Source organism: Thermodesulfobacterium hveragerdense DSM 12571 (assembly GCF_000423845.1).
Lineage (GTDB): Bacteria > Desulfobacterota > Thermodesulfobacteria > Thermodesulfobacteriales > Thermodesulfobacteriaceae > Thermodesulfobacterium > Thermodesulfobacterium hveragerdense.
Window position 1 is genome coordinate 44,818 of sequence record NZ_AUIT01000002.1, and the last position, 26,504, is coordinate 71,321.

28 protein-coding genes are annotated in these 26,504 nt (G+C 35.5%); 11 read left to right on the forward strand and 17 right to left on the reverse strand.

Annotation, left to right across the window (positions count from 1 at the left end; all coding sequences use genetic code 11):
* Nucleotides 1-56: 56 nt before the first annotated feature.
* From G580_RS0101380 to G580_RS0101395, 4 genes are all read right to left on the reverse strand, one after another.
* On the reverse strand, nt 57-1,856 hold the full coding sequence (locus G580_RS0101380; RefSeq protein WP_028840713.1) for an aldehyde ferredoxin oxidoreductase family protein: 1,800 nt from the start codon (nt 1,854-1,856) through the stop codon (nt 57-59).
* A 178-nt stretch (nt 1,857-2,034) separates the two neighbouring features.
* Nucleotides 2,035-3,054 carry a cytochrome d ubiquinol oxidase subunit II gene (cydB, locus tag G580_RS0101385; protein ID WP_038041275.1) on the reverse strand — a complete coding sequence of 340 codons (1,020 nt, stop codon included), beginning with the start codon at nt 3,052-3,054 and terminating at the stop codon, nt 2,035-2,037.
* A 24-nt stretch (nt 3,055-3,078) separates the two neighbouring features.
* Entirely contained in the window at nt 3,079-4,404 is a 1,326-nt protein-coding gene (locus tag G580_RS0101390) for a cytochrome ubiquinol oxidase subunit I (protein WP_028840715.1), read from the reverse strand.
* 27 nt (nt 4,405-4,431) lie between these two features.
* On the reverse strand, nt 4,432-4,866 hold the full coding sequence (locus G580_RS0101395) for an RrF2 family transcriptional regulator (protein ID WP_028840716.1): 435 nt from the start codon (nt 4,864-4,866) through the stop codon (nt 4,432-4,434).
* 161 nt (nt 4,867-5,027) lie between these two features.
* On the opposite strand from G580_RS0101395, the gene G580_RS0101405 reads away from it, so the two are divergent.
* Genes G580_RS0101405 through holA form a run of 4 tightly spaced genes read left to right on the forward strand, consistent with a single transcriptional unit; the run spans nt 5,028 to nt 10,732 of the window.
* The gene (locus G580_RS0101405) at nt 5,028-6,377 is read left to right on the forward strand and encodes a PAS domain S-box protein (protein WP_028840717.1); all 1,350 of its coding nucleotides are present in this window, start codon (nt 5,028-5,030) and stop codon (nt 6,375-6,377) included.
* A gap of 14 nt (nt 6,378-6,391) precedes the next feature.
* Complete coding sequence (locus G580_RS0101410; RefSeq protein ID WP_028840718.1) at nt 6,392-8,221, forward strand: putative bifunctional diguanylate cyclase/phosphodiesterase; 1,830 nt, start codon at nt 6,392-6,394, stop codon at nt 8,219-8,221.
* A complete protein-coding gene (gene pyk / locus G580_RS0101415) occupies nt 8,218-9,654 on the forward strand; it encodes a pyruvate kinase (RefSeq protein WP_028840719.1) in 1,437 nt (478 codons plus the stop codon). The genes G580_RS0101410 and pyk overlap by 4 nt, the downstream gene beginning before the upstream one ends.
* A gap of 7 nt (nt 9,655-9,661) precedes the next feature.
* Entirely contained in the window at nt 9,662-10,732 is a 1,071-nt protein-coding gene (gene holA, locus G580_RS0101420; RefSeq protein ID WP_028840720.1) for a DNA polymerase III subunit delta, read from the forward strand.
* Nucleotides 10,733-10,737: 5 nt separating this feature from the next.
* Here the strand turns inward: holA and G580_RS0101425 are convergent, their stop codons facing one another.
* From G580_RS0101425 to G580_RS0101455, 7 genes are all read right to left on the reverse strand, one after another.
* Nucleotides 10,738-11,673 carry a ParB/RepB/Spo0J family partition protein gene (locus G580_RS0101425; RefSeq protein WP_028840721.1) on the reverse strand — a complete coding sequence of 312 codons (936 nt, stop codon included), beginning with the start codon at nt 11,671-11,673 and terminating at the stop codon, nt 10,738-10,740.
* Nucleotides 11,673-12,560 carry a phosphoribosylaminoimidazolesuccinocarboxamide synthase gene (locus G580_RS0101430; protein WP_028840722.1) on the reverse strand — a complete coding sequence of 296 codons (888 nt, stop codon included), beginning with the start codon at nt 12,558-12,560 and terminating at the stop codon, nt 11,673-11,675. Before G580_RS0101430 ends, G580_RS0101425 begins: the two co-directional genes overlap by 1 nt.
* An 18-nt stretch (nt 12,561-12,578) precedes the next feature.
* Nucleotides 12,579-12,932, reverse strand: coding sequence for a Rho termination factor N-terminal domain-containing protein (locus G580_RS0101435; RefSeq protein WP_028840723.1), 354 nt, complete (start codon nt 12,930-12,932; stop codon nt 12,579-12,581).
* A gap of 104 nt (nt 12,933-13,036) precedes the next feature.
* The gene (locus tag G580_RS09530; protein WP_051172961.1) at nt 13,037-14,317 is read right to left on the reverse strand and encodes a bifunctional folylpolyglutamate synthase/dihydrofolate synthase; all 1,281 of its coding nucleotides are present in this window, start codon (nt 14,315-14,317) and stop codon (nt 13,037-13,039) included.
* Between the two features lie 5 nt (nt 14,318-14,322).
* Nucleotides 14,323-15,345 (reverse strand): sodium:calcium antiporter, encoded by a 1,023-nt coding sequence (locus G580_RS0101445; RefSeq protein ID WP_028840724.1) that lies wholly within the window; start codon nt 15,343-15,345, stop codon nt 14,323-14,325.
* A 15-nt stretch (nt 15,346-15,360) separates the two neighbouring features.
* Nucleotides 15,361-16,224 carry a universal stress protein gene (locus G580_RS0101450; protein WP_028840725.1) on the reverse strand — a complete coding sequence of 288 codons (864 nt, stop codon included), beginning with the start codon at nt 16,222-16,224 and terminating at the stop codon, nt 15,361-15,363.
* 18 nt (nt 16,225-16,242) lie between these two features.
* The gene (locus G580_RS0101455) at nt 16,243-16,755 is read right to left on the reverse strand and encodes a BCAM0308 family protein (protein WP_028840726.1); all 513 of its coding nucleotides are present in this window, start codon (nt 16,753-16,755) and stop codon (nt 16,243-16,245) included.
* Between the two features lie 243 nt (nt 16,756-16,998).
* On the opposite strand from G580_RS0101455, the gene G580_RS0101460 reads away from it, so the two are divergent.
* Nucleotides 16,999-17,430: a hypothetical protein gene (locus G580_RS0101460; RefSeq protein WP_028840727.1), complete on the forward strand. Its 432-nt coding sequence runs from the start codon at nt 16,999-17,001 to the stop codon at nt 17,428-17,430.
* Here G580_RS0101460 and mtgA read toward each other — a convergent pair.
* Nucleotides 17,427-18,305, reverse strand: coding sequence for a monofunctional biosynthetic peptidoglycan transglycosylase (mtgA, locus tag G580_RS09535; RefSeq protein WP_083960776.1), 879 nt, complete (start codon nt 18,303-18,305; stop codon nt 17,427-17,429). The genes G580_RS0101460 and mtgA overlap by 4 nt on opposite strands.
* A gap of 38 nt (nt 18,306-18,343) precedes the next feature.
* Between mtgA and G580_RS0101470 the strand changes: the two genes are divergently transcribed.
* The 6 genes from G580_RS0101470 to G580_RS0101495 all read left to right on the forward strand — a co-directional run bounded on the left by G580_RS0101470 (nt 18,344) and on the right by G580_RS0101495 (nt 23,096).
* Nucleotides 18,344-19,579, forward strand: coding sequence for a 2,3-bisphosphoglycerate-independent phosphoglycerate mutase (locus G580_RS0101470; protein WP_028840728.1), 1,236 nt, complete (start codon nt 18,344-18,346; stop codon nt 19,577-19,579).
* A gap of 82 nt (nt 19,580-19,661) precedes the next feature.
* Complete coding sequence (locus G580_RS0101475) at nt 19,662-20,459, forward strand: DUF4198 domain-containing protein (protein WP_051172963.1); 798 nt, start codon at nt 19,662-19,664, stop codon at nt 20,457-20,459.
* A complete protein-coding gene (gene cbiM / locus G580_RS0101480; RefSeq protein WP_028840730.1) occupies nt 20,460-21,065 on the forward strand; it encodes a cobalt transporter CbiM in 606 nt (201 codons plus the stop codon).
* Nucleotides 21,055-21,678, forward strand: coding sequence for a hypothetical protein (locus G580_RS0101485; protein ID WP_028840731.1), 624 nt, complete (start codon nt 21,055-21,057; stop codon nt 21,676-21,678). Before cbiM ends, G580_RS0101485 begins: the two co-directional genes overlap by 11 nt.
* A gap of 7 nt (nt 21,679-21,685) precedes the next feature.
* On the forward strand, nt 21,686-22,429 hold the full coding sequence (gene cbiQ / locus G580_RS0101490) for a cobalt ECF transporter T component CbiQ (protein ID WP_028840732.1): 744 nt from the start codon (nt 21,686-21,688) through the stop codon (nt 22,427-22,429).
* A 16-nt stretch (nt 22,430-22,445) separates the two neighbouring features.
* Entirely contained in the window at nt 22,446-23,096 is a 651-nt protein-coding gene (locus tag G580_RS0101495) for an energy-coupling factor ABC transporter ATP-binding protein (protein ID WP_028840733.1), read from the forward strand.
* Here the strand turns inward: G580_RS0101495 and G580_RS0101500 are convergent.
* The 5 genes from G580_RS0101500 to G580_RS0101520 all read right to left on the reverse strand — a co-directional run bounded on the left by G580_RS0101500 (nt 23,088) and on the right by G580_RS0101520 (nt 26,442).
* Entirely contained in the window at nt 23,088-23,327 is a 240-nt protein-coding gene (locus G580_RS0101500) for a thioredoxin family protein (protein WP_038041279.1), read from the reverse strand. The two genes, G580_RS0101495 and G580_RS0101500, sit on opposite strands and share 9 nt — an antisense overlap.
* A gap of 31 nt (nt 23,328-23,358) precedes the next feature.
* The gene (locus G580_RS0101505) at nt 23,359-24,636 is read right to left on the reverse strand and encodes a permease (protein WP_028840735.1); all 1,278 of its coding nucleotides are present in this window, start codon (nt 24,634-24,636) and stop codon (nt 23,359-23,361) included.
* 27 nt (nt 24,637-24,663) lie between these two features.
* A complete protein-coding gene (locus G580_RS09540) occupies nt 24,664-25,011 on the reverse strand; it encodes an ArsR/SmtB family transcription factor (RefSeq protein ID WP_051172965.1) in 348 nt (115 codons plus the stop codon).
* Nucleotides 25,012-25,120: 109 nt separating this feature from the next.
* Entirely contained in the window at nt 25,121-26,059 is a 939-nt protein-coding gene (locus tag G580_RS0101515; RefSeq protein ID WP_028840736.1) for a ketopantoate reductase family protein, read from the reverse strand.
* A gap of 2 nt (nt 26,060-26,061) precedes the next feature.
* Nucleotides 26,062-26,442 (reverse strand): hypothetical protein, encoded by a 381-nt coding sequence (locus tag G580_RS0101520; RefSeq protein WP_028840737.1) that lies wholly within the window; start codon nt 26,440-26,442, stop codon nt 26,062-26,064.
* Nucleotides 26,443-26,504: the final 62 nt, after the last annotated feature.

Sequence of the window (26,504 nt, forward strand, 5' to 3'; positions counted from 1 at the left end):
CGGTAAATTTTTACCGAAGCCCTTTTTTAATTTCTACATCTAACTCTTTTCAATTCTTAGACTTCTAACCTTTTTAAGGTTTCTTCCTTAGGATAACCTTTTTCGTCCCAACCTCTTACCTCGTAGTATTTAGGCAAAAGGTCTGAAAGTTTATGTACTACACCTTTGGAAGGTCCTTCAGATATTGGTTCTTCTATTAACCTCTTAGGAAGGGTATCCTGAGATGGGTCTATACCGGCTTTTAGGTTAAACAGTCTTTCTAAATTATAGATTTTTTCTCCTGCGGCAAGAAGGGTTTCTTCTGTGTAGTCGGTACCACAAACAGCATTCATCAGGTCTACATAGTCTTTAAGCCCTAAAGCAAAGGAGGTGAAAAGGCACATTCCAAGAGAATCTATAACTGCAGTTAGGTCTTGGAAAATTTTTGCCCATTCAGCCTTGCCTTCTGTAGAGAACCTGTCAAGCTTTTGAGGAATACCCAAGATTTCAGCAGAGATAAGGTATCCTCTCACATGACATCCACCCCTGTTGGCTGTGGCATAAACTAAACCATGTCCTTGGACCCCTCTTGGGTCATAAGCAGGAAGTTCTAATTTTTTGACACTCATAGAAAGATGAGGAGCACCATAGGCTTCGCACAATCTATAAGATCCTTCTGCCATCTTATCTCCTAATCCTTCTCTTTTTCCTATCTTTATCGTCCAACCTACGATAGCTTCTGGGTCTCCAAATTTAAGAGATATTCCGTCTTTATCTATCTCATCATCTTTGATGTATCCTCTTTGATAAAGCTCCATAGCAGCTGCTATGGTAGCCCCTGTAGAGATGGTGTCTAATCCATACTGGTTACACCAGTAGTTAGCCTCAGAAATGGCATTTAAATCGTAAACCTCACAGTTTGCTCCATAGGACCATACGGTTTCATACTCAGGGCCACCAACCTCTTTTCCGTCTTTTAATCTTACCACCCTTCCACAGGCTATAGGACATCTAAAGCAGGCATGTTTTTTGGTTAAAATGGTTTTGGCCATGGTTTCACCGCTTATTTTATCAGCCTCAGGGGTATAGGCTCTTTGAAAGTTAGCCACAGGAAAGATACCATGTTCGTTTATTATGTTTACCAAGATGGCTGTTCCATAGGCAGGAAGTCCTTCTCCAGTGACAGGGTTTTCACGAATGATTTTTATCTTGCTTGCTACTACATCTTTTACTTTTTGTTCGTCAGCCACAGAAACACCCTTACTACCTTTGGCTACTATAGCTTTTACGTTTTTAGACCCCATAACAGCACCCACTCCAGACCTTCCAGCTGCTCTGTCATAATCGTTCATCACCGCAGCTATCCTTACTAATTTTTCCCCCGCTGGTCCTATCGCAAGGACTTTGGCCTTATTTCCATATTTTTGTTTTAAAAGGTCGGTGGTTTCATAAACCAACTTTCCCCAAAGATGGGCTGCATCTTTTATCTCCACTTTATCATCTTCTATGGCGATATAGACTGGTTTGGAGGCTTTTCCCTCAAGGATTATCATGTCATAACCAGCAGCTTTAAGTTCAGCTCCAAAAAAACCTCCTGAGTTAGAACAAGCTATAGCCTCTGTTAGAGGAGATTTTGTAACCACCATATATCTTCCACCCGTAGGCACAGAGGTACCGGTAAGAGGACCTGTGGTTATTATCAACTTATTGTCAGGACTAAAGGGGTCTACCTTAGGGTCTATTTCTTCAAACAAGTACTTACTTGCAAGACCTCTTCCTCCAATATACTTCTTAGCCCATTCAGCATTTAAATCTTCAACCTTAATAGATTGATTAATTAGGTCAATTCTTAAAATTTTTCCAGCATACCCGTACATAGTACACCCCCTTTTTTGATATGTTTGTAATTACTTACTTCTTTTTAACTTTTATATAAAAACTTTTTAAAAAGTCAAGTTTAATTTTTTGTTGTTAAAGATCTAAACCTCAGAAATAAAGGAGTTATTTCTTTAGGTTGGTGAGGGGAGGCTTAAAAATGCCTCCCTCTTGTGAAAACTAATTCTCTTTAGAGGAGATTTTAAAACTAAAGGTTTTATAAGCCCAAAAAGTATAAGCCAGTACTATGGGTACAAAAATCAGAGCTACTACCGTCATAATTTGAAGGGTGAGAAGGCTTGAAGAGCTATTATAGATGGTTAGGTTCCAGGCAGGATTAAGAGAAGAGGGGAGCATGTTGGGGAAAAGGCCAGCAAAACCCCAAGCAGAAAAACCCGAGATACCTACAGCTGAAGCTAAAAAAGCCCCTAAGAAGTTTTTCTTGATTAAAAAGGGAAATATCATTAAAAAACCTGCTAAGGATAATACAGGGAAGACTAAAAGTAAAGGACAGTTAAAGTAATTTTGCCAGAGGTTGGTTGAAAGATAGGCACCAAAAAAGAATAGTCCAGCCAATATCAGAGTGACAGCCGTAAACTTTTTAGAAAGAGTAGCTGCCTTTTCTGATAGCTCTCCGTTTGTTTTAAAGGCTATCCAATTACAACCATGAGCAGCAAAACAAAACACAAAAAGAAGTCCTCCTAAAATCCCAAAAGGATTAAGTAAAGTAAAGAGAGAACCGTGGTAGATACCCTTTTCATCTATAGGTATACCCTGAAAAATGTTGGCAAAGGCTACTCCAAGAAGAAAAGGTGGCAGTATACTTCCTAAGAAAAACCCTAAATCCCATAAGGTTTTCCAGAGAGGTTTGTCGTATTTGTTGCGATATTCTATAGAAACACCTCTAAGGATAAGAGAAAATAACAATAAAAGTAGGGCTGAATAAAGGGAGCTAAACATCACCGCATAGGTTTTAGGAAAGGCTGCGAAAGTTGCCCCTCCTGCAGTGATTAACCAGACTTCATTTCCGTCCCAGAAAGGACCAAGGGCCTGGTAAATGGCCTTTTTTTCTTCTTCTTTCTTACCGAGAAGATAGAAGGCTGAACCTGCTCCGAGGTCAAACCCGTCTAAAACAAAATACCCTGTCCAAAGTACAGCCCAGAGAACAAACCATATTATTTGGTAAATGTTGCCTTCCATTTTTTCACCCCCTTATTCTAATTTTTAATATCCCAAGGTTTTTGCCGCTTCTTTTTCAGGCCCTTTGATCGCAGTTTTGATGATTAACCAAAAGCACACAAAACCTAAAATTCCATATACTATGATAAAAGCCGGAAAAGAAATAGCTACCTGACTGACAGAAAGAGGGGACACTGCGTCTTTAGTTTTCATAAGTCCATAAACTATCCAGGGTTGTCTTCCTACCTCAGCTACGATCCATCCAAGCTGACAAGCGATATAAGGTAAGGGTATGTTTATGATAAGTAACCTTAAAAGGAGCGGGTAGTTTTCTGGACTGTTTCTTCTTATACAAGCCCATAGACCAAGAAAGAGGAATAGAAAGCCAAGTCCAACCATAAGCCTAAAACTCCAGAAGTTTAGGGCTACAGGAGGTCTTTCTTCTTTAGGCCATTCCTTAAGGCCTTTTACCTCTGCATTAAAATTATGGTAAGCCAGTAAACTTACCATACCTGGTATTTTAAATGCCTCTACCACGTTTTTTTCGTTTTCTTCGTCAGGTATAAGTAAAAGAGCAAAGTCTGCACTTTTTTTGGTTTCCCAGATGGCTTCCATTGCAGCTAATTTAGTGGGCTGGGTTTTAGCCACGATAGCACCATGATGATGTCCAAGAACTACCAACAAAAGCGCCCAAACTAAAGTCCAAATGGCTGCGATCCTAAAGGATTTTTTGAAAAAAGACAACTCTCTTTTTTTAAGAAGATGGTATCCACATACCCCTAAAACAAAAAAACCACCAAGGGTAAAGCTGGCTGGTATTACGTGTAAAAACTGAGACCAACCAAAGGGATTGGTTAAAAGGGCCCAAAAGTCAGTAAGTTCTGCCCTTCCATTTCTTATCTCAAAACCTACGGGATTTTGCATCCAACCGTTGGCAAGTAAAATCCAAAGCGCGGAAATGGTTGAGGCTATAGCTGTTAACCAGATGGCTGTCGTAGTAACCTTAGGATTAAGCCTCTCCCAGCCAAACCACCATACCGCGATAAAGGTAGACTCAAGGAAAAAGGCTAAGGTAGCCTCTATAGCCAATAAAGGCCCAAAAACATCTCCTACGTATTCAGAATAATAACGCCAGTTGGTTCCAAACTGAAACTCAAGGGTTATTCCTGTGACCACCCCTAAACCAAAGTTGATCAGAAAAATTTTCCCCCAGAACCTGGCAGCCCGCTTAAAATCTTCATCTCCAGTCTTAAGCCATAGGGTTTGATAGATAGCGGTTAAAAAAGAAAGACCTAACGTAAGGGGTACAAACAAAAAATGAAAAATGGCTGCTGCTGCAAACTGAAGCCTTGACAACCATAATACATCCATAAAGCCCCCTTTTTTTAGTTTTTATGTTTACTCTTTTTTAAGGGCTAATATTTCTGCCTCTGCAAGTTTATCAAAGGTGTAAGAAGAAAGTTTTTCTCTAAAACACTCGTTTATATCATGCAGTACCTTGTTTACCGGACAAAATTCGATTCTTTTACACTGTTCCTTTTTGATAAAACATCGGGTAAAGGTAATAGGGCCTTCAAACGCTTCGACTACCTCTAACAAAGAAATCTGTGAAGGTTTTTTTAACAACTGATACCCACCGGTTTTACCTCTTTTTATGGTTAAAATTCCTGCTTTTTCTAAAAACTGAGCAATCTTGGCTAAAAAAGCCTTAGGTATTTCCATCGTCCGACAAATCTCTTCTCGAGAGGCGATCGTTTTTCCTTGATATAAATAGATACAGGACAGATAAAGAACCATCCTTATCGCATAGTCCTGTGCGGCTGTAAACTCCACAGTTTTCCTCTTAAGTAGATGTTTTTAGTCTACTTAAATTTTATTTTAAAAAAAATTTTTTTGATGTCAATACTGATTTTAAAATTTTATACAATTTGGGTTAACTTGTTTATAAACAAAAGTTATGTTAAAATACTCTTTAAACATCTTTTTGAAGGACTATGGAAAAATTTTTAAATTTTGCGGTTTGTAATTGTCAAAAGGATAGGTCTTTAGTTTGGGAAGAACTTGTTGATGGAATTGTAAAGAAAACAGGGTTAAAGATCGAGCTAAAAATCTTCAGAGATCTGGAAGAGGAGCTTAGGTATTTAGATTCTTTTCTTCCAGACATTTATTTTTCCTCTTTTGTTAACAGTTGTGCTCTTGTTAAAAAGGGCTTTATCCCTGTAGCTAAGGTGAAAGGTTTAGGTCATTCCAACTTTTGTTTGATAAGCAGAAAGGATTTTTTAGAGTTTAATCACAAAGAAAAAGAATTTTTAAAATTAGGACTTTTAAAAAATCCTTGTCTGATAAACTTGCTCTTAGTATTATATCAAGATTTCCCTATTTCTTTAAATAGAGTTTTGCCTATCTTGTTTTCCTCTCAAAAGGAGATTAAAGATTCTTTTTTAAAAAAACACATAGACCTTGCTTTACTATCAGCTGATTTTTTAAAAAATAATCAAGAAATATTTAGATCTAACTTCTGGTTACCCATATCTTACCATGATATACATTTTTTCATGCTCAACCCAGGTTCTCCTTATTTTTTATGGTTAAGAGACTTTTTTCTAAACCCCTTTACTTTAAAGGGATTAGAGGTTGATCTTGTCTCCCAAGAAGAACAGTTTATAAAAACCTTTGCTATACTGCCAGAACTTTTGTCAACCCTATGGGAAAAGGCCTTGATTTATGAACTTTTTTATAAATCTTCATATTTAGGTATGTTAATCTACCGAGATGACCAGGTTTTATTGGCTAATGAATATGCCCTAAAACGACTAAACTACGAACCTCAAGATTTAAAAGACTATAAAATGGAAGATCTTTTTTCCGAGGAAAGGATTAAAAAGTTGGTAAGAGAAAACATTAAAAAAAGATGCACAGGAGAGTTTTTTTCCACCGTTTACAATGAAGTGCCTGTAAAAACTAAACAAGGCAGAAAAAGGTGGTTTAACGTTTATGAAGATACCATAGTTTTTCAAGGAGATTTTGGGGGCTTATCTTTAGTAATAGACATAACCTCAGAGGTAAGGTATAAAAAGCTCATCGAAGTGTTAAAAGAGATTAATCATTTAATGATAGAAAGTTATTCTGAAGAGGAGTTGTTTGATAAAGTTGTGAAAACCTTGGTCAAGGTCCTGGAATTAAAAGGAACTTGGATAGGAGAGATAGATGAACTAACCAGAAGAGTTAAGCCTATTCTGTATTATCCAGAAACCCTAAGCTTTATAAATAGGCTTGATCCTTATCTTTTTTCTTTAGAAAATCAAACCCTCAGTTTTTATAAAGCTTTTCACGAAAAAAAATAAACATAATACCTGATGTGGAAAAGTATCATTACCTTAAAGATGTTTCTGAGATCTTAAAGGCTTTAAACGTAAGATCGGTTTGCAGTGTTCCTATAATGAAAGGAAAACGGGTTTCTCATGTGTTGGTGCTTTGGGCGGATGAGCCCAACTTTTTTACAGAAGAGTACTTTGAGCTGTTAGAAGAACTTAAAAACAACCTTTCTTTTGCCTTAAAAAAAATAGACTTGTTTTTAAGAATACAAATTTTTAACGACTTTATCAAACAAAGCGGAGACATGTTAATCATTGCTGATGTAGACGGAAAGTTAGAATACTTAAATCCGGTTGCCTTCCATGAACTTGAGTTTGAGGAAGACCCTTTTGAAGTTAACATATTTAAGTTATTAGGTATTACCTCTGAAGAAATAAATCAGGTTTTAAAGGGTTTAAATATTATAAAAAAGATTATTTCTCTTTCTTCAACCAAAAAACGAAGTTTTTTAGAAATAAAATTAACTTTAGTTAAGTTTGCCGATTATAAGAAAGTTATCATCTTAGGTAAAAACCTCACCAAAGAAATAATTTTTGAAATAGAAAAGCAAAAGATGTTAACTCAGGACCTGCTTACAGGTTTGTTAAACTACCAGGGATTTGCTCAAAAAACAACCGACCTGTTGCAGGTGGTGAAAGAAGGTATCCTTGTGTTGTTAGATATATACAACTTTTCTTACATAAACCATTTTTACGGACTTGAGGCAGGAGATAAAGTTTTGACAACCGTTGCTCAGAGGTTGAAAGAGTCTTTTCCTAATGCGTTAATCTCTCGTCTGGTAGGAGATAGTTTTTCTTTATTTTTGATAGATTATGAAAAAAAAGATACTTATAGTTTGATAAAAAAAATTCACGAAATTTTTACCCTACCTATTGAAGTAAAAGAAGGAGAAAGGGTATTTTTAGAGTTTCAAGGAGGTATTGTTTTTTATCCAGAAGATGGCAATAGCTTTATTGAGATGTGGCGAAAAGCAAATGTTTTGTTGAGTGAGGTTAAGAAAAAAGGTCCTAATCTGATAGAAATTTTTAATCCTTATGTAGAAAAACACGTAGAAAACATATTTTTTGTAGAAAATTTGGTTAAAAAGGCTATTCAGGAACATCTCTTTGTTTTTTACTATCAACCTTATTTTACTTCTGACCTTGAGGTTGCAGGGCTTGAGGCCCTGGTTAGGATAAAAGCGGATGGAAAAGTTTTTAACCCAGGAGATTTTATAGATTACTTAGAAAACAGCCCTTACTTGAAGGATTTTGAAGAAATAAGCATAGATAAAAATTTAGAAACCTTGGTAAACATTCAAAAACCTGTTTCAATCAACATCTCTTCTAAAAGTTTAGAAACTATGCACATTTTTGAAATACTCTCTAAAAAGGTAGACTTGTTAAAAAACATACCTTGTTGCTTGGGGATTGAAATCACAGAACATGCTTTAGCCACTAATTTAGAAAAAGCAAACAAACTTTTGAGAATGCTCAAGTTTTATCGAATCAACATATCGATAGATGATTTTGGGACAGGTTATTCCTCTTTACATTATCTAAAAGATCTACCGATAGATTTTATAAAAATAGACCAAAGTTTTGTCAGAGATTTCTTAACTGACAAGAAAACTTTTTTTATCTTAGAAACCATAATAACCCTGGCTAAAAAACTTAACATAAAAACCATAGCTGAAGGAGTGGAAACCAAAGAACAATTTGAGGTTTTAAAGGAGTTAGGTTGTGACTATTTTCAGGGATTTTTATTTGCCAAACCTATGCCAGAAGAAGAATGTTTTGAATATTTAAAAAAGTTTAAAAAGCCTAACCTATGAAAAAAACCAAGATAGTAGCCACCATAGGTCCCAAGACCCAGAATCTTACATTGATAAAAAAATTGATAAAGGCTGGGGTTAATGTTTTTAGGTTAAATTTTTCTCACGGTGACCATGAATACCATAAGCAAAGTATAAAGCTTATAAGAAGGGCTTCGGCAGAGTTAAAACTTCCGGTAGGTATTTTACAAGACCTTTCAGGCCCTAAAATCCGAATAGGAGAGGTTAAAAAACCCTTTTTAGTCCATGCAGGAGAGATTCTTGAACTACATAAAACCAAGATTTTGGGAGAAAAGACAGGAGATTGTTTTAAGGTTTCTGTAGAGTATCCCGAAATCCTTGAAGACCTAAAAGAGAAAGACCTTATCTATGTAGCAGACGGTTTAATTAAGTTGAGAGTGATTAAAGTTTTAGAGGATAGAGTTATTACTGAAGTATTGCAGGGAGGGGTTATTTCTTCTAAAAAAGGTCTTAATTTCCCTGGTGTTTCTCTTTCTATACCGGCTTTTACTCCCAAAGATAGAGAGGACCTTTTGTTCGGACTTCAGAATGAAATAGATTTTGTAGCCCTTTCCTTTGTGAATAGAAAAGAAGACGTTTTAGCTTGTAAAGAGGTGATAGAGAAATTTGGCAAGGGGCAACCTGTGTTTGCCAAGATAGAAACACAAACTGCTCTTGAAAACATAGAAGAAATTTTAGAGGTAGCTGACGGACTTATGGTTGCAAGGGGAGACCTTGGGGTAGAGGTTCCTATCGAACGAGTTCCTGTTATACAAAAAGTATTGGTAGAAAAGGGTAGAAAATTGGGTAAACCGGTGATAATTGCTACTCAAATGCTAACCTCCATGATTGATTCTACCATGCCTACAAGAGCAGACGTTTCAGACATCGCCAATGCGGTTTTAGACGGGGCTGATGCTTTGATGCTTTCAGACGAGACAGCTATAGGCAACTTCCCTGTAGAGTGTGTAAAAATGATGGTTAAAATCATCAAAGAAGCTGAAAAGCTGTATCCTTATCTAAAAGAAACTTATCAGGAAGTGTCCTCAGATTTTGCCATTGCCTATAGCAGTTGTGTTTTAGCTTCTGAGGTTAAAGCCAAAGCTATCGTAGTTTTTACTAAATCTGGCAGTTCTGCCATGCGGATAGCTAAGTTTAGACCTAAGGAGTTGATTTTAGCCAACGTCCATGACGAAGAAATCTTAAGACGTCTTACGATAGTTTGGGGGGTTTATCCTTGTTTTGTGCTTTCTGAGGTAAAAACGGTAGACGGGATGGTAAAAGAATTTTTGGTAAGGGCCTATCAAAAAGGGCTTATTAAGAAAAAAGATACGTTAGTTTTAACCATGGGGTATCCTGTAGGAAAGGTTGGGTCTACCAACCTGATAAGGTTGGTTAAACCAGAACAAATCCAAGCTCTCTTAAAAAGCTAAATTTGTTATGCCAGTTTTAACCTTTTCAAAGGTTTTAGAACTTGCCAAACAAAAACGGATTGCTCCGGTTTATATTTTTATAGGAGAGCCACAACTTTGTAAAGAAAAAGCAAAAGAAATCTATAATATTTTACAGGACAAAGGTTCTACCATAGAAGTTTATAACCTAAACGATAAAGAAGACAAAAGGGTTTTTTCAAAGATTAAAGGATATCAAGAGGGACTTTTTGGTTTACGAAAAGTCTATTTAATCTTAGGAGGAGAAAACATAGAAATTTCTAAAGAAGAGGAGATGGTAAAAAGTTTAGAAAAAGAAACCCTGGTGTTTACCTGGTTTATCATAGCAGAAAGGTTTGAAGAAAATAGACCTTTGTATCAGTTTGCTTTGCAAAAAGGTGCGATAGTTTTTTTTAACTTTAAAAAAGAAGAGGATTTCTTAGAAACAGAGCTTATTCTAAAACTTAAAGAAGCTGGAAAAACGATGGACAGAAAAACTACAGAACTTTTTTTGTCTTTGGTAGGAAAAGATTATCAACATTTTTTAAACGAACTTGATAAACTTTTGCTATATACTGAAGAAAGAGCTGTGATTACAGAAGAAGATGTATGGAGCGTAACCATCCCTCTCGAAGAGGAAGTGCTTTTTATGGTGGAAGAAAGTCTTTTTCAGTCTGGCCCAGAGAAAGCCTACAGGATAGTTGCACAACTTTTGGACCATAAAGAAGAACCTCATAGAATTTTAAGTTATCTGTATAAATCTTTTAAGATTTTTCAGATATTAGCAGAATTTTTGGAAAAACACCCTGAATTGAAAAAAGAAGAAAGGTTTAGTCAATTTTCCAAAAAATGGGAGGAGATCAAAACCGACCCTATAGTAGAAATTCCTAAAGTGTTAACTGAACGGCATCCCTATCGAATTTTTAATCTTAAAAAGCATTTAGAAAAAATAAAAAATCTTACCCAAGTGTTTGAGGAACTATACAAGGCTGACCTTTCTTTAAAAAGAGATTTTAAAAACCCTTATCAGGTTTTTAAAGAACTTTTTATCAAACTCTGGCAAAAGACCTTACAACCCTAAAGTTTTTAGATTGTTTCTAAAATTTTCTTAATAACTTCTTTATTTTGGGTTAAAGACTCAATTTTTTGAGACAATTCTTGACCATCTTTAACTTTAAAAAGTAGTTCTATTTCTTTTTTTTCTAAGTAAGGAGATAGTTTTACGTTTATCTGTTTTTTTTGTAATTTTTCAATATAGGGTTTTAAAGTCATTATTTTTGCGGATAGGGTAGGGTAATAAAGCCCTTTTAGTCTTTCAAAAAAAGTTTTTCTTCTCTGGTTAAACTCCTCATGGTTTAAGGCATCTTTTAGCTCTTCAGGTAATAAGCAAGATAACCTTAAACGACGCTTTAGGTCTAAAAGTTTTTCTAACACCTCTCTTTGTTCGCTAAAACTCAGATTGAGCCGAGTTATCACCAACAAAAACTCTTTTTTTTCTGTTTCATTTAAAAATTGAAAAAATTGCAAAATATGAAGGTTTAGTTTATCATTAATGATTAAATTTTTAAATTCAATGTCTAATTTATTTATTTCAAGTAAAATTTTAAGCCATATAATATTAGGAGGAAGATCGATTTTTTTCATCAGAATAAAGATTTCGTTTAAGGGAAAAAGAGGTATGGCTTTGTTTAGAAAGCAAGCTTTTTCCACTAAATTTAGGTTACGAAAAAGATTGCTTTCTAAAGAAATAAGAAGGAGCTCTTTAGGAGAGAGATTTTCTAAGACCAGAGCTTTAATCTCTTTACATCTAAGGGTTTTACAGGCTAAAACTCTACCTTCTCCACAGATTATCTGAACGTTTCCTTCTTTTGTAAGATAAACGACAGGGGGTTGTAATAACCCCCAATTTTTGATACTTTCAATCAAAAAAATGTCTCTTTTAGGAAAAGAAAAAAGATAAGACCTATCTTCTGTCGACACAGAAGATAGGTCTATGGTATTACATGTTATTGGGCCTAACACTACAAGGTCTTTCCTGTAAGCCTATAGAGGGCTTCTAAATATTTTTCTCTGGTTTTTAACATGATGTCCTCAGGAATGTTAGGGGGATTTTGAGGGTCCCAAGAAATAGATTTTAACCAATCTCTTATAAACTGTTTATCAAAGCTTTTCTGAGGTTTTCCAGGTTGATACTCATCTTTGGGCCAAAAACGTGAAGAATCAGGGGTTAAAACCTCATCTATTAAGATGATTTTGTCTTCATAAACCCCAAACTCAAACTTAGTATCTGCTATGATAATCCCCTTGCTTTCTGCATACTCCGAGGCTTTTTTATAAATCTTTAAAGAGGTTTCTTTTAAAAATCGAGCTATCTCAACCCCTACTAATTTTTCCATCTCCTGATAGGTAATGTTGATGTCATGCTCTCCTATTTCTGCTTTGGTTGAGGGAGTAAAAATAGGCTCAGGGAGTTTATCAGCCTCTTTTAGACCTGGTGGTAAAGGTATTCCACAGACTTGTCCTGTTTTCTGATATTCTTTCATGGCAGACCCGGTAATGTAGCCACGGACGATACATTCTACAGGTAAAACCTTAGTTTTTTTGACTAACATACTGCGTTGAGCCAAGATTTCTTTATATTCTTTTAGTGTCTCAGGATACTCCTCAAGGTTTGCGGTAATCAGATGATTGTCTACGATGTCTTTTAAAAAGTCAAACCAAAAAAGGCTCATCTGAGTTAAAACTTTCCCTTTATCTGGAATAGGAGTAGGAAGAACTACATCAAAGGCTGAAATCCTGTCGGTAGCTACGATAAGAAGTTTATCCCCCAAGTCATAGATGTCTCTAACCTTTCCTCTTTTAAGAAAGGGGACTTTTTCCAAGTTAGTTTCCCAAACAAATTGGTTCATCATTTTTTCCTCCCCGGATTAAGTTATGGATTTAGCAAGTTTCCTTGTTCTTTTCTTAAATTTAGCCGCTAATTTTCTGTATCTTTCATATTTTGTCCAGTCTTTATTATTTTTAGCTTCTTCGGCTAAAGCTTTAAACTTTTTAACCTTAGCTTTGATTTCTCTCATAGAGGCACCAACTTTTTTAGGTTCTTCTTTTATACCATAAGCTTTTTTAAGAGCAGAAATAAGCTCTTCTTTGTTCATTCCGTGAACACCTGAAATTTCTGGTATCTGTAAGGCGATTTCCCTTAATTCTTTGATGGTCATCTTCTCAAATTTTTTCTCCAACTTAGGAAGTTCTTTTGTTTCTTCCTGTTTTACCTCATCCATAGTCTTTAACCTCCTTCTTGAGAGATAGTTTTAAACCCTAAAATCTCTTTTAAGTTATCATAAAATTAAAAGAAATCAATAAAATAACCTAAGGGTCTCTTATCTTAAAATTCTTTTTCAAAATTTTCTAATACTTTGAAAACTTCGGCCACAAAATAAATAGACCCAGTAACCAGAATTTTGGAGATAGGTTCGTTCAAGGCTGCTCTTAGAGCTTCTTGTGGTGAGGGAAAAAAGTCAACTTCTTCTTGATTATAATTTGCAATAGCTTTCTTCCATTCAGAAAGGGTTACTATTTTTCTGTGGGAGGAAAATTCACATAAAAAGGTTTTATAACTAATTTGGTTTAGTTTAAAAAACATATCTAAGAAAGGTTTTTGTCCGTCTTCGTTGGTTACTCCAAAAATAACTAAAAATGATCTATCACATCCTTTAGTCAAAAGGTCCTTTACCAAGGCTTCTATCCCGTCAGGGTTATGGGCTACATCGATTAAAAATTCTTTTTCTCTTATTTTTATCTTTTCGTATCGCCCTTTCCATCTTACCTCTTTTAAAGCTTTTTTTACTGTCTCAGGGTCTATAGACAAGAGATTAAGGTTTTCAAGTATTTCGAGAGCTTTTAGTGCACAACCTAAGTTTTCTCCTTGATAGATTCCTGACAGCAGACTTAGAGAAAGGTTTTTAAAGGTTTTTTCTCCGTAATAATTCCAAAAACCATGATCCTCGACTACAAAAAAATCTTTGTTTAAAAAATAACCTTTTGTTTTTAGCTGTGATAGTTTATGATAAAAAACTGGTAAAGCCTGAGGCTTAATGTTTCCAAATACGCATGGCACCTTTCTCTTTATGATACCTGCTTTTTCATAGGCTATTTGTTCTAAGGTAGTTCCTAAGTATTTGGTATGATCAAAACCTACGTTAGTAATGATGCTTACTTCAGGAAAGACTACGTTTGTAGCATCAAGTCTTCCTCCCATACCACACTCAATCACCGCAAAATCTACTTCTGTTTGACTAAAATAAAGAAAAGCAACAGCAGTGGTAACCTCAAAAAAGGTTAGATTGAAAGCTTGAGCCAGAGGTTTTACCTCAGAGATTAAGGCTTCAAGGGTTTCATCTGGTATGTCTTGTCCGTTTATTTTAAACCTTTCGTTAAGTTTAAAAAGATGAGGGGAGGTGTAAAGACCTACTTTAAACCTATGCTGTTTTAAAAGTTCGGTTAAGATAGCAGCAGTTGAACCCTTACCGTTGGTACCGGCAATATGTATAATTTTAAGTTTTCTTTGAGGATTTCCCAGCCTGGTTAAGACTTGAGTAATTCTTGCTAAACCAGGTTTTATCCGGTGAAATCCTAATTGATATAACCACTCTAAAGAAGAAGACATAAACTTTAATTATTGAAACTCTGGATTACTAAATAACCATACACTAAATAACAAATCCCTGAAATTATAAAAAGATAAACAGGAATTTTTTTAAAAAGGTTTAAGAAGAGGACATAGATAAGCCCTAAGGATATGGCAATTATCGCTGAAGTCAAAGCTAATCCTTCTACTATCCAATCGGTGAAAAGAAGACCTACACTTACAGGAAAGGTTGACTGAAAAACCATAGCTCCGGTCATGTTTCCCAGAGCTAAAACGTCTCGCTCTCTTAAAGTCCAAATCAGGCTGTTAAACTTTTCAGGAAGTTCAGTAGCTAAGGGAGCTATTAAAAGGGCAAAAAGAAGAGGGTCTAACCCCCAAGAATGAGACAAAACCTCTAATTTTTCTACAAAAAGATGAGCACCTTTCACCATCAAGATAAGGGCTAAAACTACCTGAACTGACGAAAGAAACACCACGGTATTCTTGGTAGGGTTCTTAATCTTTAGTATTTTTTCTAAATATAGGTTTTCTTCTGACTCAACTTCCAAACTTTCTGCCCGAAAGGTAAAGAAAAGATAGATAAAATAGTTAATCAATAGTAATAAGCCGATAATGTAATGCACAAAACGGGTATTTTCAAAGAAAAAGGGAAAAAAGATAGCCAAGGAATAACTAATTAGAAAGAAAGTAAAATCTCTTTTAAAAGTTTTAGGTTCAAGATACACCTGTAAAACCTTTCTTCTTTTTAAAAGATAGCTCAAAAAAACCCCTATACCTACGAGAAACAATCCAGCAGTAACTAACATAAAAGGAGCTCCTAAAATCGCTCCTATGCCTATAGAAGAGCCTCCTTCTCCTTTGTACATCAGAATGGCTACTAAGGGAATAATGGTTTCTGGAAGAGCTGTCCCTACGGCTGCAAGTACACTGCCTACCACTGCTTGGGATAAAGAAAGGGCTTTACCTAAATTTTCAACTCCGTTGGTAAATATTTCTGCACAAAACAATATGATTAAAAGTGCTAATACTAACAAAATTATGTCCATATCGTAAGCCCCTCTCTATAAAAAAACTTGATCTACTATCAACATAGGTATTTCAATCCTTCTAACGACTTCTCTGGCAATAGAACCTAACCCTTTTTGAACCATTTTACCTTTTTTTCCCATGATTAACAGGTCGATTGCCTGATTTTTAACAAATTCTTCTATTTTTTCAAGCCTTTTCCCTACTGTTACTTCAAACTTTATTTTTTGGACAAAATCTTGTTCATCACTAAAGTTTGCTATGAGTTTTTTCCATAAAGCATATCTTTGTTCTTTTTCTTCTTCGATAATATCTGAAGTTAATACAGTTTTTTTAAGAAAATCAGGCGGTTGTATTACGTTTAGGCACGATATTTCTAAGACGTTTTTTTTGCTTAAAAGAGAAGCCATTTTTAAACAGGATTTGCTTGTTTCAGAAAAATCTATAAGACAACCTAATCTTTGGATCTTGGTAAGAGAGGTTTCTTTAACCACTAAGAAATTACAGTTAAGCCTTTCAATCATTTTCTCTGCGGTAGGAACTTTTAGAAAATGGGGTACATACCCTAAAACTAAGACAAAGGGTTTGACCTGCTCGATAAACTTGGTAAGGGAATACCAAAAGTTACCTAAAATGACTTTAGTCTGAAAATTAAATCGTTTTTTAGTCTTTTCGTCTATATGGGAGCTAACAAATTCCTTTAAATCCTGTTTTAACCTTTGTTTTTCCTCCTCTAAATAAGGTTGAAGGTAGGCAGGAGGGGTTAAAAAATATTCGATGGCATGAAAAAGTATGATGTTAGAAACCTCAGGCAAATGTTCAGCCAAAAAAATTCCAGAATTTATTACCGTTGGGGTTAATTTTTTAAAATCTATAGCTAAAGCTATCGTTAAACTCATAACTTTTTACCTCAATCTTTATTTGTCTCTGTGCCAGTAAACTCTTACTAATTTGTCTCCTTTGGACCATCTAAATTCTAAATCCCCTTTATACGCCCTGTAAAGAGCCCTTCCAAGTCTTTGAGCTAAATGGTCGGTAGTGGTCTCGATAATAGTTGTCCCATCTTCTTCGTTTATATTGATAATTTGATGCAGAGGATTAATGTTGCGAGCCCTTTCATACTCATTGTTTAAAAGTTTCATGATATCACCCCTGTGAGATTCCCAAAAACCACCTGAAATATAAAGGTATCCCATAGCATACTGTTCTATAGCCTTTTTACAACCTGGGCATATCAGTTGAGGAACTGTATCAACTTCTTTTAGTTCCTCATATAAATCCTCGTCTATAACCCAACGTTTATCTTTAAACACTGCTTTACATCTGGGACAGATGGCCTCTCCTGCAGGAGCCTCTTTAATTGCGTAAGGGTCTTCAGTGGTCTCAAAAACATGCGTATGTTTTATCCATCTATCCCCTTTTTTACTCATATACCCTCCCTTTTTTTCAAAATGTTTTCCTTTTAAAATTATAAGTTCTCATAAAGCCTTTGTCAACAAAAGATTTTTTCAGCAAACAATTCGATTGGATGTATACTAATTGAAAGTAATTTTAATAAAATAAAATATAAAGAAATCATGATTGACTTTTAAACTTTATCCATTAAATTTACCGTTATGGCTTATCGATGGCTTCCACCATCAAAAAATCATAAGCCGTTATGGGAGGGAAAAATGGTTGATAGGATAGAGCTTGAAAATGGGTTAACTTTAGAAATATGGGATTATTCAAGAAGACTGGCTGGGGATAGATGGTTGGTAGGTCTTTTAATTCAGGTAGGAGTTTCTCCAGAAAAAGAAGACTTTGCCAACGAAACTTATTATAACCTTTTTATGGAAAAAACCGACGGAAAGGTATACTACCGCTACAGAAAAGAAAGACATTTCGTACCTGAGGACCAAATTAATCAACTTTTTTCAACGATGAAAGAAGGATTTTTAAACGTAGCCCTTCCTTACCTTTCTCATCCAGAATTCAAAGAAAGGTTGATCAAACATGAGGTAGACCTTTTTCAGAAAAAGATGGATTGGGAAAGGTCAATACAGGAAAAAGACGCAGAAACAGAGCGTTTAGAAGAGATCTGGAAAGAAAAAGACATATATTAAGGATTTTCTGTCTTTTTTTCTTCTGGATTAGAATCTGGCTGAGGGGTTTCTTTTAAAGGAGATTGTTCAGGCTCGGGGGTTAATGGAAGTTTATTAGGAGTGTCCTCAGGTTTTTCAGGTTGATTGGGTGTAGGCTCAGGTTCGGTAATGTCTTCTGTGTCTTTTTCTACGTCTTGATATTCCTCTTTGATGATACCTCTTTTTTTCATGATAAAGTAGATCAATCTACTTCTTTTTTCGACATATGGTTGATGCCCTAAAGGGTTATATTTTAAAGGATTAGGAAGCACAGCTACCAACCTTGCTGCTTCCCAGGGAGAAAGATGTTTTGCACTTTTTCCGTAGTAATGTCTGGCTGCTGCTTCGGCTCCAAAGATACCCTCTCCCCATTCAGCCACATTTAGATAAAGTTCTAAAATGCGTTTTTTAGATAAGGTGTTTTCAAGCCTTATGGTAAGGATGGCTTCTCGAATTTTTCTTATAGGATTTTTAGAAGGACTTAGGTAAAGATTTTTGGCAAGCTGCTGAGAGATGGTACTTCCTCCATATTTAAGCTTTCCCTCTTTTAGGTTTTTCTCCAAGGCCTTTTTTATACCATCAAAATCAAAACCTTCATGTTTATAAAATTTGTCATCTTCTCCGATTAACACAGCTTTGACTAAGTAAGGAGAGATGTTGGTTAAAGGAACCCAAATCTGTTTTATTTGAACCTTTTTTCCTTCTTTTTCCCATTGTTTTATACGGTATTTCATCATAGCGGTAAGTTTAGGGTTTTGGGTTTTTAGAGAAGAGACATCAATTAAAAGGGGATATCCTATAAGATAAAATAAAAAGGCTGCAACAAATACAAAAAAGATAATTTTTAAAGTTTTCATGGTTTTATAATTATATGATAAAATGGTAAAAAAACAAAATGGAGGGCAAGATGGGGTTGGTTGAAAAACTAATCAAAAAGGCAGAAGGAAAGATTGTAAAAGTGGTACTTGACGGAATAGGAGATTTGCCTGTGAAAGACGGAAAAACCCCTTTAGAGTTAGCTTATACCCCTAATCTTGACCAGTTGGCTAAAAAATCAGCTACAGGTCTGCATATTCCTGTAGACTATGGTGTTACTCCAGGTAGTGGGCCAGGACATCTTGGGATTTTTGGTTATGACCCTTCTCAAATTGTCATAGGAAGGGGAGTTTTAGAAGCCTTAGGGGTAGGTATAGAACTAAAAGATACAGACGTGGCTGTTAGAGGTAATTTTGCTACGGTTGAATACCAAAACCAAATTCCTATCGTGATAGATAGAAGGGCAGGTAGAATTCCTACCGAAGAGAACCAAAGGCTAATCGCCAAACTTTCCGAAAAAATAAAAAACATAGATGGTGTCGAGGTGATTTTAAAATCAGGAATGGAACACCGATTTGTGGTGGTTTTTAGGTTTCAAGAAAAGCTTTCAGATTTGGTAAATAAACTAAACGATACAGACCCTCAAGTTTTAGGAAAACCTCCTATCCCGGTTTCTTCTCCTTATCCAGAGGTTAAAAAAGTAGTAGAAGTGATCTCTAAGTTTATCGATCAAGCCTCTGAAATCTTAAAGGATGAACCTAAGGCTAATTACGTCTTACTAAGGGGTTTTTCTGTAAAGCCTGACCTTCCAACTATACAACAAAGGTTTGGGTTAAACCCATGTTGTATAGCGACCTATCCTATGTATAAAGGACTTGCAAGCCTTGTAGGGATGAAAATAATTTCTGTCAAAGGGACAGACCTAAAAGATGAAATTCAAACTTTGAAAGAAGTTTGGGAAGCTTACGATTACTTTTTTGTCCATATAAAAAAGACTGATTCTTACGGAGAAGATGGAAACGCTGAGGCAAAAATTAAAACGATAGAGGTTTTTGATCAATACCTTCCAGAAATTTTAAATTTAAAACCACAAGTACTTTGTATCACCGGAGACCACTCTACCCCATGTATTATGAAAGCCCATTCCTGGCATCCTGTACCTACCCTTGTTTGGTCTCCCTATGTATTAGGAAATACCTCTGAAAGGTTTACAGAAAGAGAATGTTTGAAGGGAGAATTAGGTATATTTTATGCTTATAAACTGATGCCTATACTTTTGGCTCACGCAGGACGTTTGAAAAAATTTGGGGCTTAGTTCTTACGATAATGTTGACAAAAGTAAAATTAGGATTATATCTATTCCTTGTAGTTACTAATTTTAAAAAAGGAGGTTTAAAATGATAAAATTATTAAAAAATGTAATTTTAAGCACATCTATTGTAATGCTAAGTGCTACTTTTTCATCTGCTCATTTTGTGGTGTTAAAGCCCGATACAGACAACGTGGTTGATAAGAAGAAGTCAGTTAGAGTTGAAGCCTTGTTTACCCATCCTATGGAAGGTGGACCTCATATGGATTTTAAGATTAAAAAAAGTGAACTTTTTGAAGAAGGCAAAAGATATCCTGTGGATTGGAAGGTAGAGTATATTCCTTCTTCTAAGGGAAGTAACAAAAAAGTACCTAAATATGTAACCAACTTAGGCCTTAACAAACCAGGTCTATATCAGTTATACGTAGATCCAGAGCCTTATTTTGAGCCAGCAGAAGGTAAATATATTCAACAAATCACCAAAGTAGTTTTTTCCGCTTTTGGAAAAGAGGAAGGATGGGATGAACCTATTGGACTAAAAACTGAGATCATCCCTCTGGTTAAACCTTTTGCCTTATGGGAGGGTAACTTGTTTAAAGGAAGGGTGTTGGTTGACGGGAAACCTGCAGCTAATGTAGAGGTTGAGGTAGAGTATTTAAATACTCAAGGATTTAAAGCTCCTTATGACAGTTTGATTACCCAGGTAGTAAAAACCGACGAAAACGGTTATTTTGAATATACACTGCCTTGGGAAGGATGGTGGGGGTTTTCCGCGATTACTGATGGAGGTACGATAAAAGGAGATGACGGAAAGGAATATCCTTTAGAATTAGATGCGGTTATTTGGGTAAAGGCCTATCCTAAGCCTAAGAAAGGTGGTAAATAAATGCATATTTCAGAGGGGGTTCTTTCCCCTCCTGTTTTGATAACAGGGTGGGGCTTAACATTAATAGGTTTAACCATATCCCTAAAAAAGCTTTCTACCAGAAAAATCCCAGAAGTAGCTGTGCTTTCGAGTGCCTTTTTTATTGCTTCTCTTATTCATGTCCCGATAGGGCCTTCAGCGGCACATTTAGTACTAAATGGGATGGTAGGGATACTCCTTGGCTGGAATTCTTTTGTGGCCATTTTTTTAGGTTTACTGCTTCAAGCCCTTTTTTTTCAATTCGGAGGTTTCACCACCTTAGGTATAAACACCTTTAATATGGCCTTTCCAGGGGTAGTTTCTTACTATCTTTTTAAAAGGTTTATCGGAAGAAAAAATCACAAACTATCTTTTATTTCTGGATTTTTAGCTGGATTTCTAAGCATGTTAGGAGCAGGCTTTTTTACCGCTCTTTCTCTTTATTTAACAGAAAGAAATTTTTTGATACTCTGTGAAACCCTTATCATAGCCCATATACCTATTGCTGTGGTAGAAGGTTTGGTAACAGGTTTTATCGTGGTCTATCTGTTAAAAATAAAACCAGAGGTGTTTAAAGATGAGGTTTAGACTTATCTTGGGATTACTTTCCTTTTGGGTGTTATTTTTGTATAGCTATGGTTTTGCCCACAAGGTGAACCTATTTGTCTTTAGAGAAGGGGAAAAGGTTTCTGGAGAAGGATATTTTGCAAACGGTGCTCCATGTATGAAATGTGCCATAGAAGTTTATACCCTTAAAGGTAAAAAATTAACTCAGACCACAACCGATGAAAAGGGTCGGTTTGAAGTTAGGATAAAAGAAAGAGAACCTTTGTTGGTAAGGTTGATAGCAGGAGAAGGACATTTAGCAGAGGAAAAATTAGAAGGTTCTATAGAGGTAGCTTCAAATGATAAAACAAAAGAAAATATAACAAAAAAAGAAAGAGTTGATCTACAAAACAAAAAAGATGTCGAGAGCATGAAAATAACTAATTCAAAAAATGTAGAAATCGATAGAGAAATGTTAAAAGTTGTGGTTAAAGAGGTTATATCTGAGGAGTTAGTTTCTTTTAAAGGAAATTTTCTGGAGTTGAAAAAGGACTTAAACAGAGTTAGGTTCCAGGACATTATTGGAGGTATAGGTTATATAATAGGGATTTTAGGTTTGTTAGCTATGTTAAAAGCTAGAAAAGAGAAAGGTTAGGTAAAAAATGCATTTAGAGGTTTTTGCAGAAGGAAGGTCTCTTTTACATATCCTTGACCCAAGGGTTAAAATCGTAAGTTTCATAGTTTTTGTAATCTTTTGTGTAGGTGCTAAGGGCTTTCTACACCCCTTCGTTTATTTTCTTATTAGTTTAGGGCTTGTGTTTTTGGCAAAGCTTGAAATTAAAAAGGTATTAGCCCGTTTACTTCCGGCCAATGTTTTTTTGGTGTTCTTTTGGGTTTTAATTCCTTTTATGTATAAGTCAAACCCTTACCTTATAGAGACTCCTTATCTGAAGATTAGTGCTGAAGGGGTATATCAGGCTTTACTTATTACTTTAAAGTGTAACGCTATCTTGATGGCTACGATTGCATTACTTGGCACTTCAAATGTTTTTATGTTGGCTCACGCCATGCTTCATTTCAAGGTTCCTGCAAAACTTGTGACTGTATTTTTTGTTTTTTACCGATATATCACCGTGCTTCACGAAGAGTATCTTAAAATCAAGAGGGCAGCATTAGCCAGAGGTTTTGTACCTAAAAACCGTCTTCAAACTTACAAAACCTATGGTTATCTGGTAGCTTTTCTTTTGATCAAAAGTTTTGAGAGGTCCGAAGAGGTTTACCGAGCGATGCTGGCTCGCGGATTTAAAGGGTTTTTCCCTGTTTTAAATCATTTTTATATAAAACCTTTAGACCTGTTTTTTGGGTTCTTTTTTTTAATGGCTATCTTTTTAATTTTCTTTTTTTAGTTATAATACCTTCTCTATGGAAAAAGTTATAGACATAAAAGGTCTGGTTTTTAAGTATAACGACCGGGTGGTTCTTGATGCCTTAGACTTAGAGGTTAGGGTAGGGGATAGAATAGGACTTATAGGTCCCAATGGAGCAGGTAAAACTACTCTTCTTTACCTTATCATGGGATTTCTTAAACCCTTAAAAGGAAAGATATTTATTTTAGAAAAAGAAAGAAAAGAAGAGAAAGATTTTATAGAGGTTAGACAAAAAATAGGGCTTTTATTCCAAGATTCAGACTCTCAACTTTTTTGTCCTACGGTTAAAGAAGACATAGCCTTTGGTCCTCTTAACTTGGGAAAAAGACATGAAGAAGTTAGGGAGATAATAGATAAGGTAGCCCATTTTCTTGGAATAGTCCATCTCTTAGACCGTCCTGTTTATAAACTTTCAGGTGGAGAAAAGAGGTTGGTGGCTTTAGCAGGGATTTTTGCGATGAACCCAATATGTTACCTTCTGGACGAACCTTCTGCAGGGCTTGATGAACAAAGCAAAACCAAACTCATAGAATTTTTAAAAACACAATCTACCTATCTTATCGTTTCTCATGAAAAAGATTTTCTTAAAGAGGTTAGCAATAAAATCTTTAAGTTAGAAAAGGGTAAACTCTTTCAGTTACTTTGAGAGAAGTTTTTTAACATCTTCTACAGACAATAACTCCCCCTGAGAAACTAACTGTCCGTCTATCCACAAGCCAGGTGTTTTTAACACACCAAAAAGTGCCATTTGTTTGATATCTTGAACCTTTTCTATAAAAACCTCTATTCCTAATTCTTGAGCAGCTTTCTTAACGTTTTCATAAAGGGTTTCACATTTTAAACAACCTGTTCCAAAAACTTTTACAAACCTCTGCATAACCGACCCCCTCATTATTTCTAAAGTGTTCTTAAGAGTATATCATTCCAAAAATATATCCAGAAATGGTACCTAAAAAGATTATTATAACTGCGTAAACTAAAGTTTTCTTAACCCCCCAGATATTTTTTAAGACTAAAAGGCTTGGTAAACTTACACTTGGACCGGCAAGCAAAAGAGCAAGGCCAGGACCATATCCCATACCAGACCCTAAAAGCCCCTGGATGATCGGAACTTCGGTTAAAGTAGCAAAATACATCAAAACCCCTACTATACTGGCAAAAAAGTTGGCTAAAAGGGAGTTACCTCCTACTAAATAGTTGACATAAAAAGAAGGTATAAAAGCTTCGTGTCCTGGTCTTCCTAAAAAGAATCCTGCTACAAAAACTCCAGCCAAAAGCAACGGTAAAATTTGTTTACCTAAAAGGTAGGTGCTTTGAAACCATTTTTCCATGTCTCCTTTTGTCTTATAAAAAGCGTAGCTAAAACCTACCAAACCTACAAGAAAGGATATCTCCTTTTCATGCAGCAACACTTGCGTTAAAAACACAAAAAACCCAGAGAGTATTAAATAACTAGCTGAAACTTTAAACCAAAAAATCACTTGTATTCCAAGGAATATAGCTAAAAAACAAACAAGATACCATTTTATAGAAAAGATGACTCCTGCTAAACCTTCTTTAGCACCCCAGGTAGCAAAAATAAGAATACCCACCAAAGTAGAGAGTAATACTACCTTTTGGTAAAAAGGAATGGTTTCTGTGGTTTTAGGAATTTCTATTTCACCTAACCTTTTCGTTTCTTCTTTTCTAAAAAAATAGGCCATGAGTAATCCTATTATGATACTTCCTGCTATAGCCCCTACGGCTCTTGCCACTCCTATGTGGATACCTAAGATTTTCCCTGTAAGCACTATGGCTAACACATTGATAGCTGGACCAGAATAAAGGAATGTAGTAGCAGGACCAATACCTGCACCCCTAAAATAAATCCCTGCAAAAAGAGGAAGGACGGTACAGGAACAAACAGCAAGTATGGTTCCTGAAACACTGGCTACACTATACGAAACAACTTTTGGAGCCTGTACTCCTAAATATTTCATCACAGAAGTCTCTGAGAGAAAAGTAGAGATAGCGCCTGCTATGAAAAGTGCTGGTAATAAACAAAAAATTACGTGTTCTCTTGCATATTCGTGAGTTAAATAGACAGCTTCTTTTAAACCTTCTATAACCCTTTGTTCAGCAGGTAAAAAATAAAAAAACAAAAAAACAAACGCCGCAATCAACAAAAACTTAAGTTCTTTCAACATTAAAAATAGACCTCCTGTTATCAAGTTTTATCTGTCTGGTTTTACGAACTCAGACTCAAGAGTAGTTTTAGCGGATAAACTGGTATATAAAGATTGCTTTTTCATTTCTTCAAGCAACTCCTTTATGACTTTGGCTATAAATTCATCTTTTGGTGAAAGTTTATATACAATAAAAGCCTTAGTTTTTTGATAAGATGTTATTCCTGCCTCGGTTAATACTTGAAGATGTCGTGAAACGGTGGGTTGAGAAGAACCTATAAGGTTTACCAACTCACATACACAATGAGGTCTTATCGATAAATAAACGATGATTTCAAGTCTGGTTGGGTCTGAAAGGGCTTTAAACAACTTAGAAAACTGATACATTTTATTCATGTTATAAAATCCCTTTAGATATAATATTTAAAAATATAGCAAAATAGCAATATGTCAAGATGTATTTTAAAAATTAAAAAGTGAAAAGGTGATCGTTTTGGATAAGAAATTAAGTGACTTTTTCTTTCTGTTTTATCAGAAGGGTAATAAACTTGTTAACCGGAGTTTTTAATCCTTTTTGCTCTGCAAGGTTTACGATGGCACCGTTTAAAGCATCTATTTCCGTCTTTTTTCCGTTTTTGAGGTCATAATACATAGATGGATAATGGCCGGCTGTAGGAGGAATAAGTCTTTGATAAAAGTGCTTCTTATATTCCTCAGAGGATTTCCATCTTATCTCGATGTTATATGCCTTTAAAACTTCAAATATTTCCTCTATAACCTTATCCATGAGAAATTTTGTTTCGTAGCTTTTTGCAAGCTCTCCGTAGGTTCTTTCTAAAAGGGCACCTAAAGGATTTAAGGCTGAGTTGTAGATGATTTTCCCCCAGAGTATGGCATATACATCCTCGGAGATCCTGGTAGGGATACCTGCTTGGGTAAAGATTTGGGCTAATTTTTCTAAAGTTTCGGTAGGGATGGCTTTTTCTGGTTGGCCTATGACTACGTCATCTCCAAAAACGGTTACTTCTGCTATTCCTGGTGAGATTACTTTAGCTCCAAAGATAATCCTTGAAAGGATTACCTGATTTTTAGGAATAAGTTTTATAGCTTTTTCGTAGTTTCCATAGCCATTTTGAGCGATCAGAAGCAGCGTATTAGGTTTAATAAATTTTTTTATCTGAAAAAGAGCATTTTCGGTGTCAAAGGCTTTTACAGTAAGGATTATCAAATCAAGGTCTAACAAGTTTAAATCTTCTGGGTTGGTAAAATATTGATCTATATAAGCTTGTTTATCACCAAAAAGTCCGGTTATTTGAAGGGGGTTATTTTTTAGTTGGTCAAGATACTTTTCTTTGACAAAGGCATAGACAGTGTGCCCAGCATTCTTTAGAGAAACAGCAAAAACCGTTCCTAAAGCCCCTAAACCAAAGACTAATATTTTCATGTTTAAACCTCTATCCCCCTTTTTCTCAATTCCTCAAGTTTACGTTCTCTACAGTTTGGACATCTGAATTCAGGTTCAGGGTCGTTGAGACGATCATAGTTTTTGGCTTTTACTACTCTATAACCTTCACCAACAACCCCGCAATCAGCACACTTTACGTTTTTTTCTATCTGCCAGAGGGTAACATGTGGAATACTAAAATAACCTTTAAAGATGGCTTTATCTATAAACCAAAACACGTTAGCTAAAATAAATTGGTTGAGTAAAAAAGCAGGTATGGTATGGATTTTTAACATATCACTCAATAAATATTGCATCAAGGCCCCGGCTATTCCAGAAAGTAATATCCATCTCCCAAATACATAAATAACCCAGGACTTCAAGCTAAACCTCCTTTTTCAATTGTTTATGACGTTAATTATAACATTTTATCCCTATTTTATAA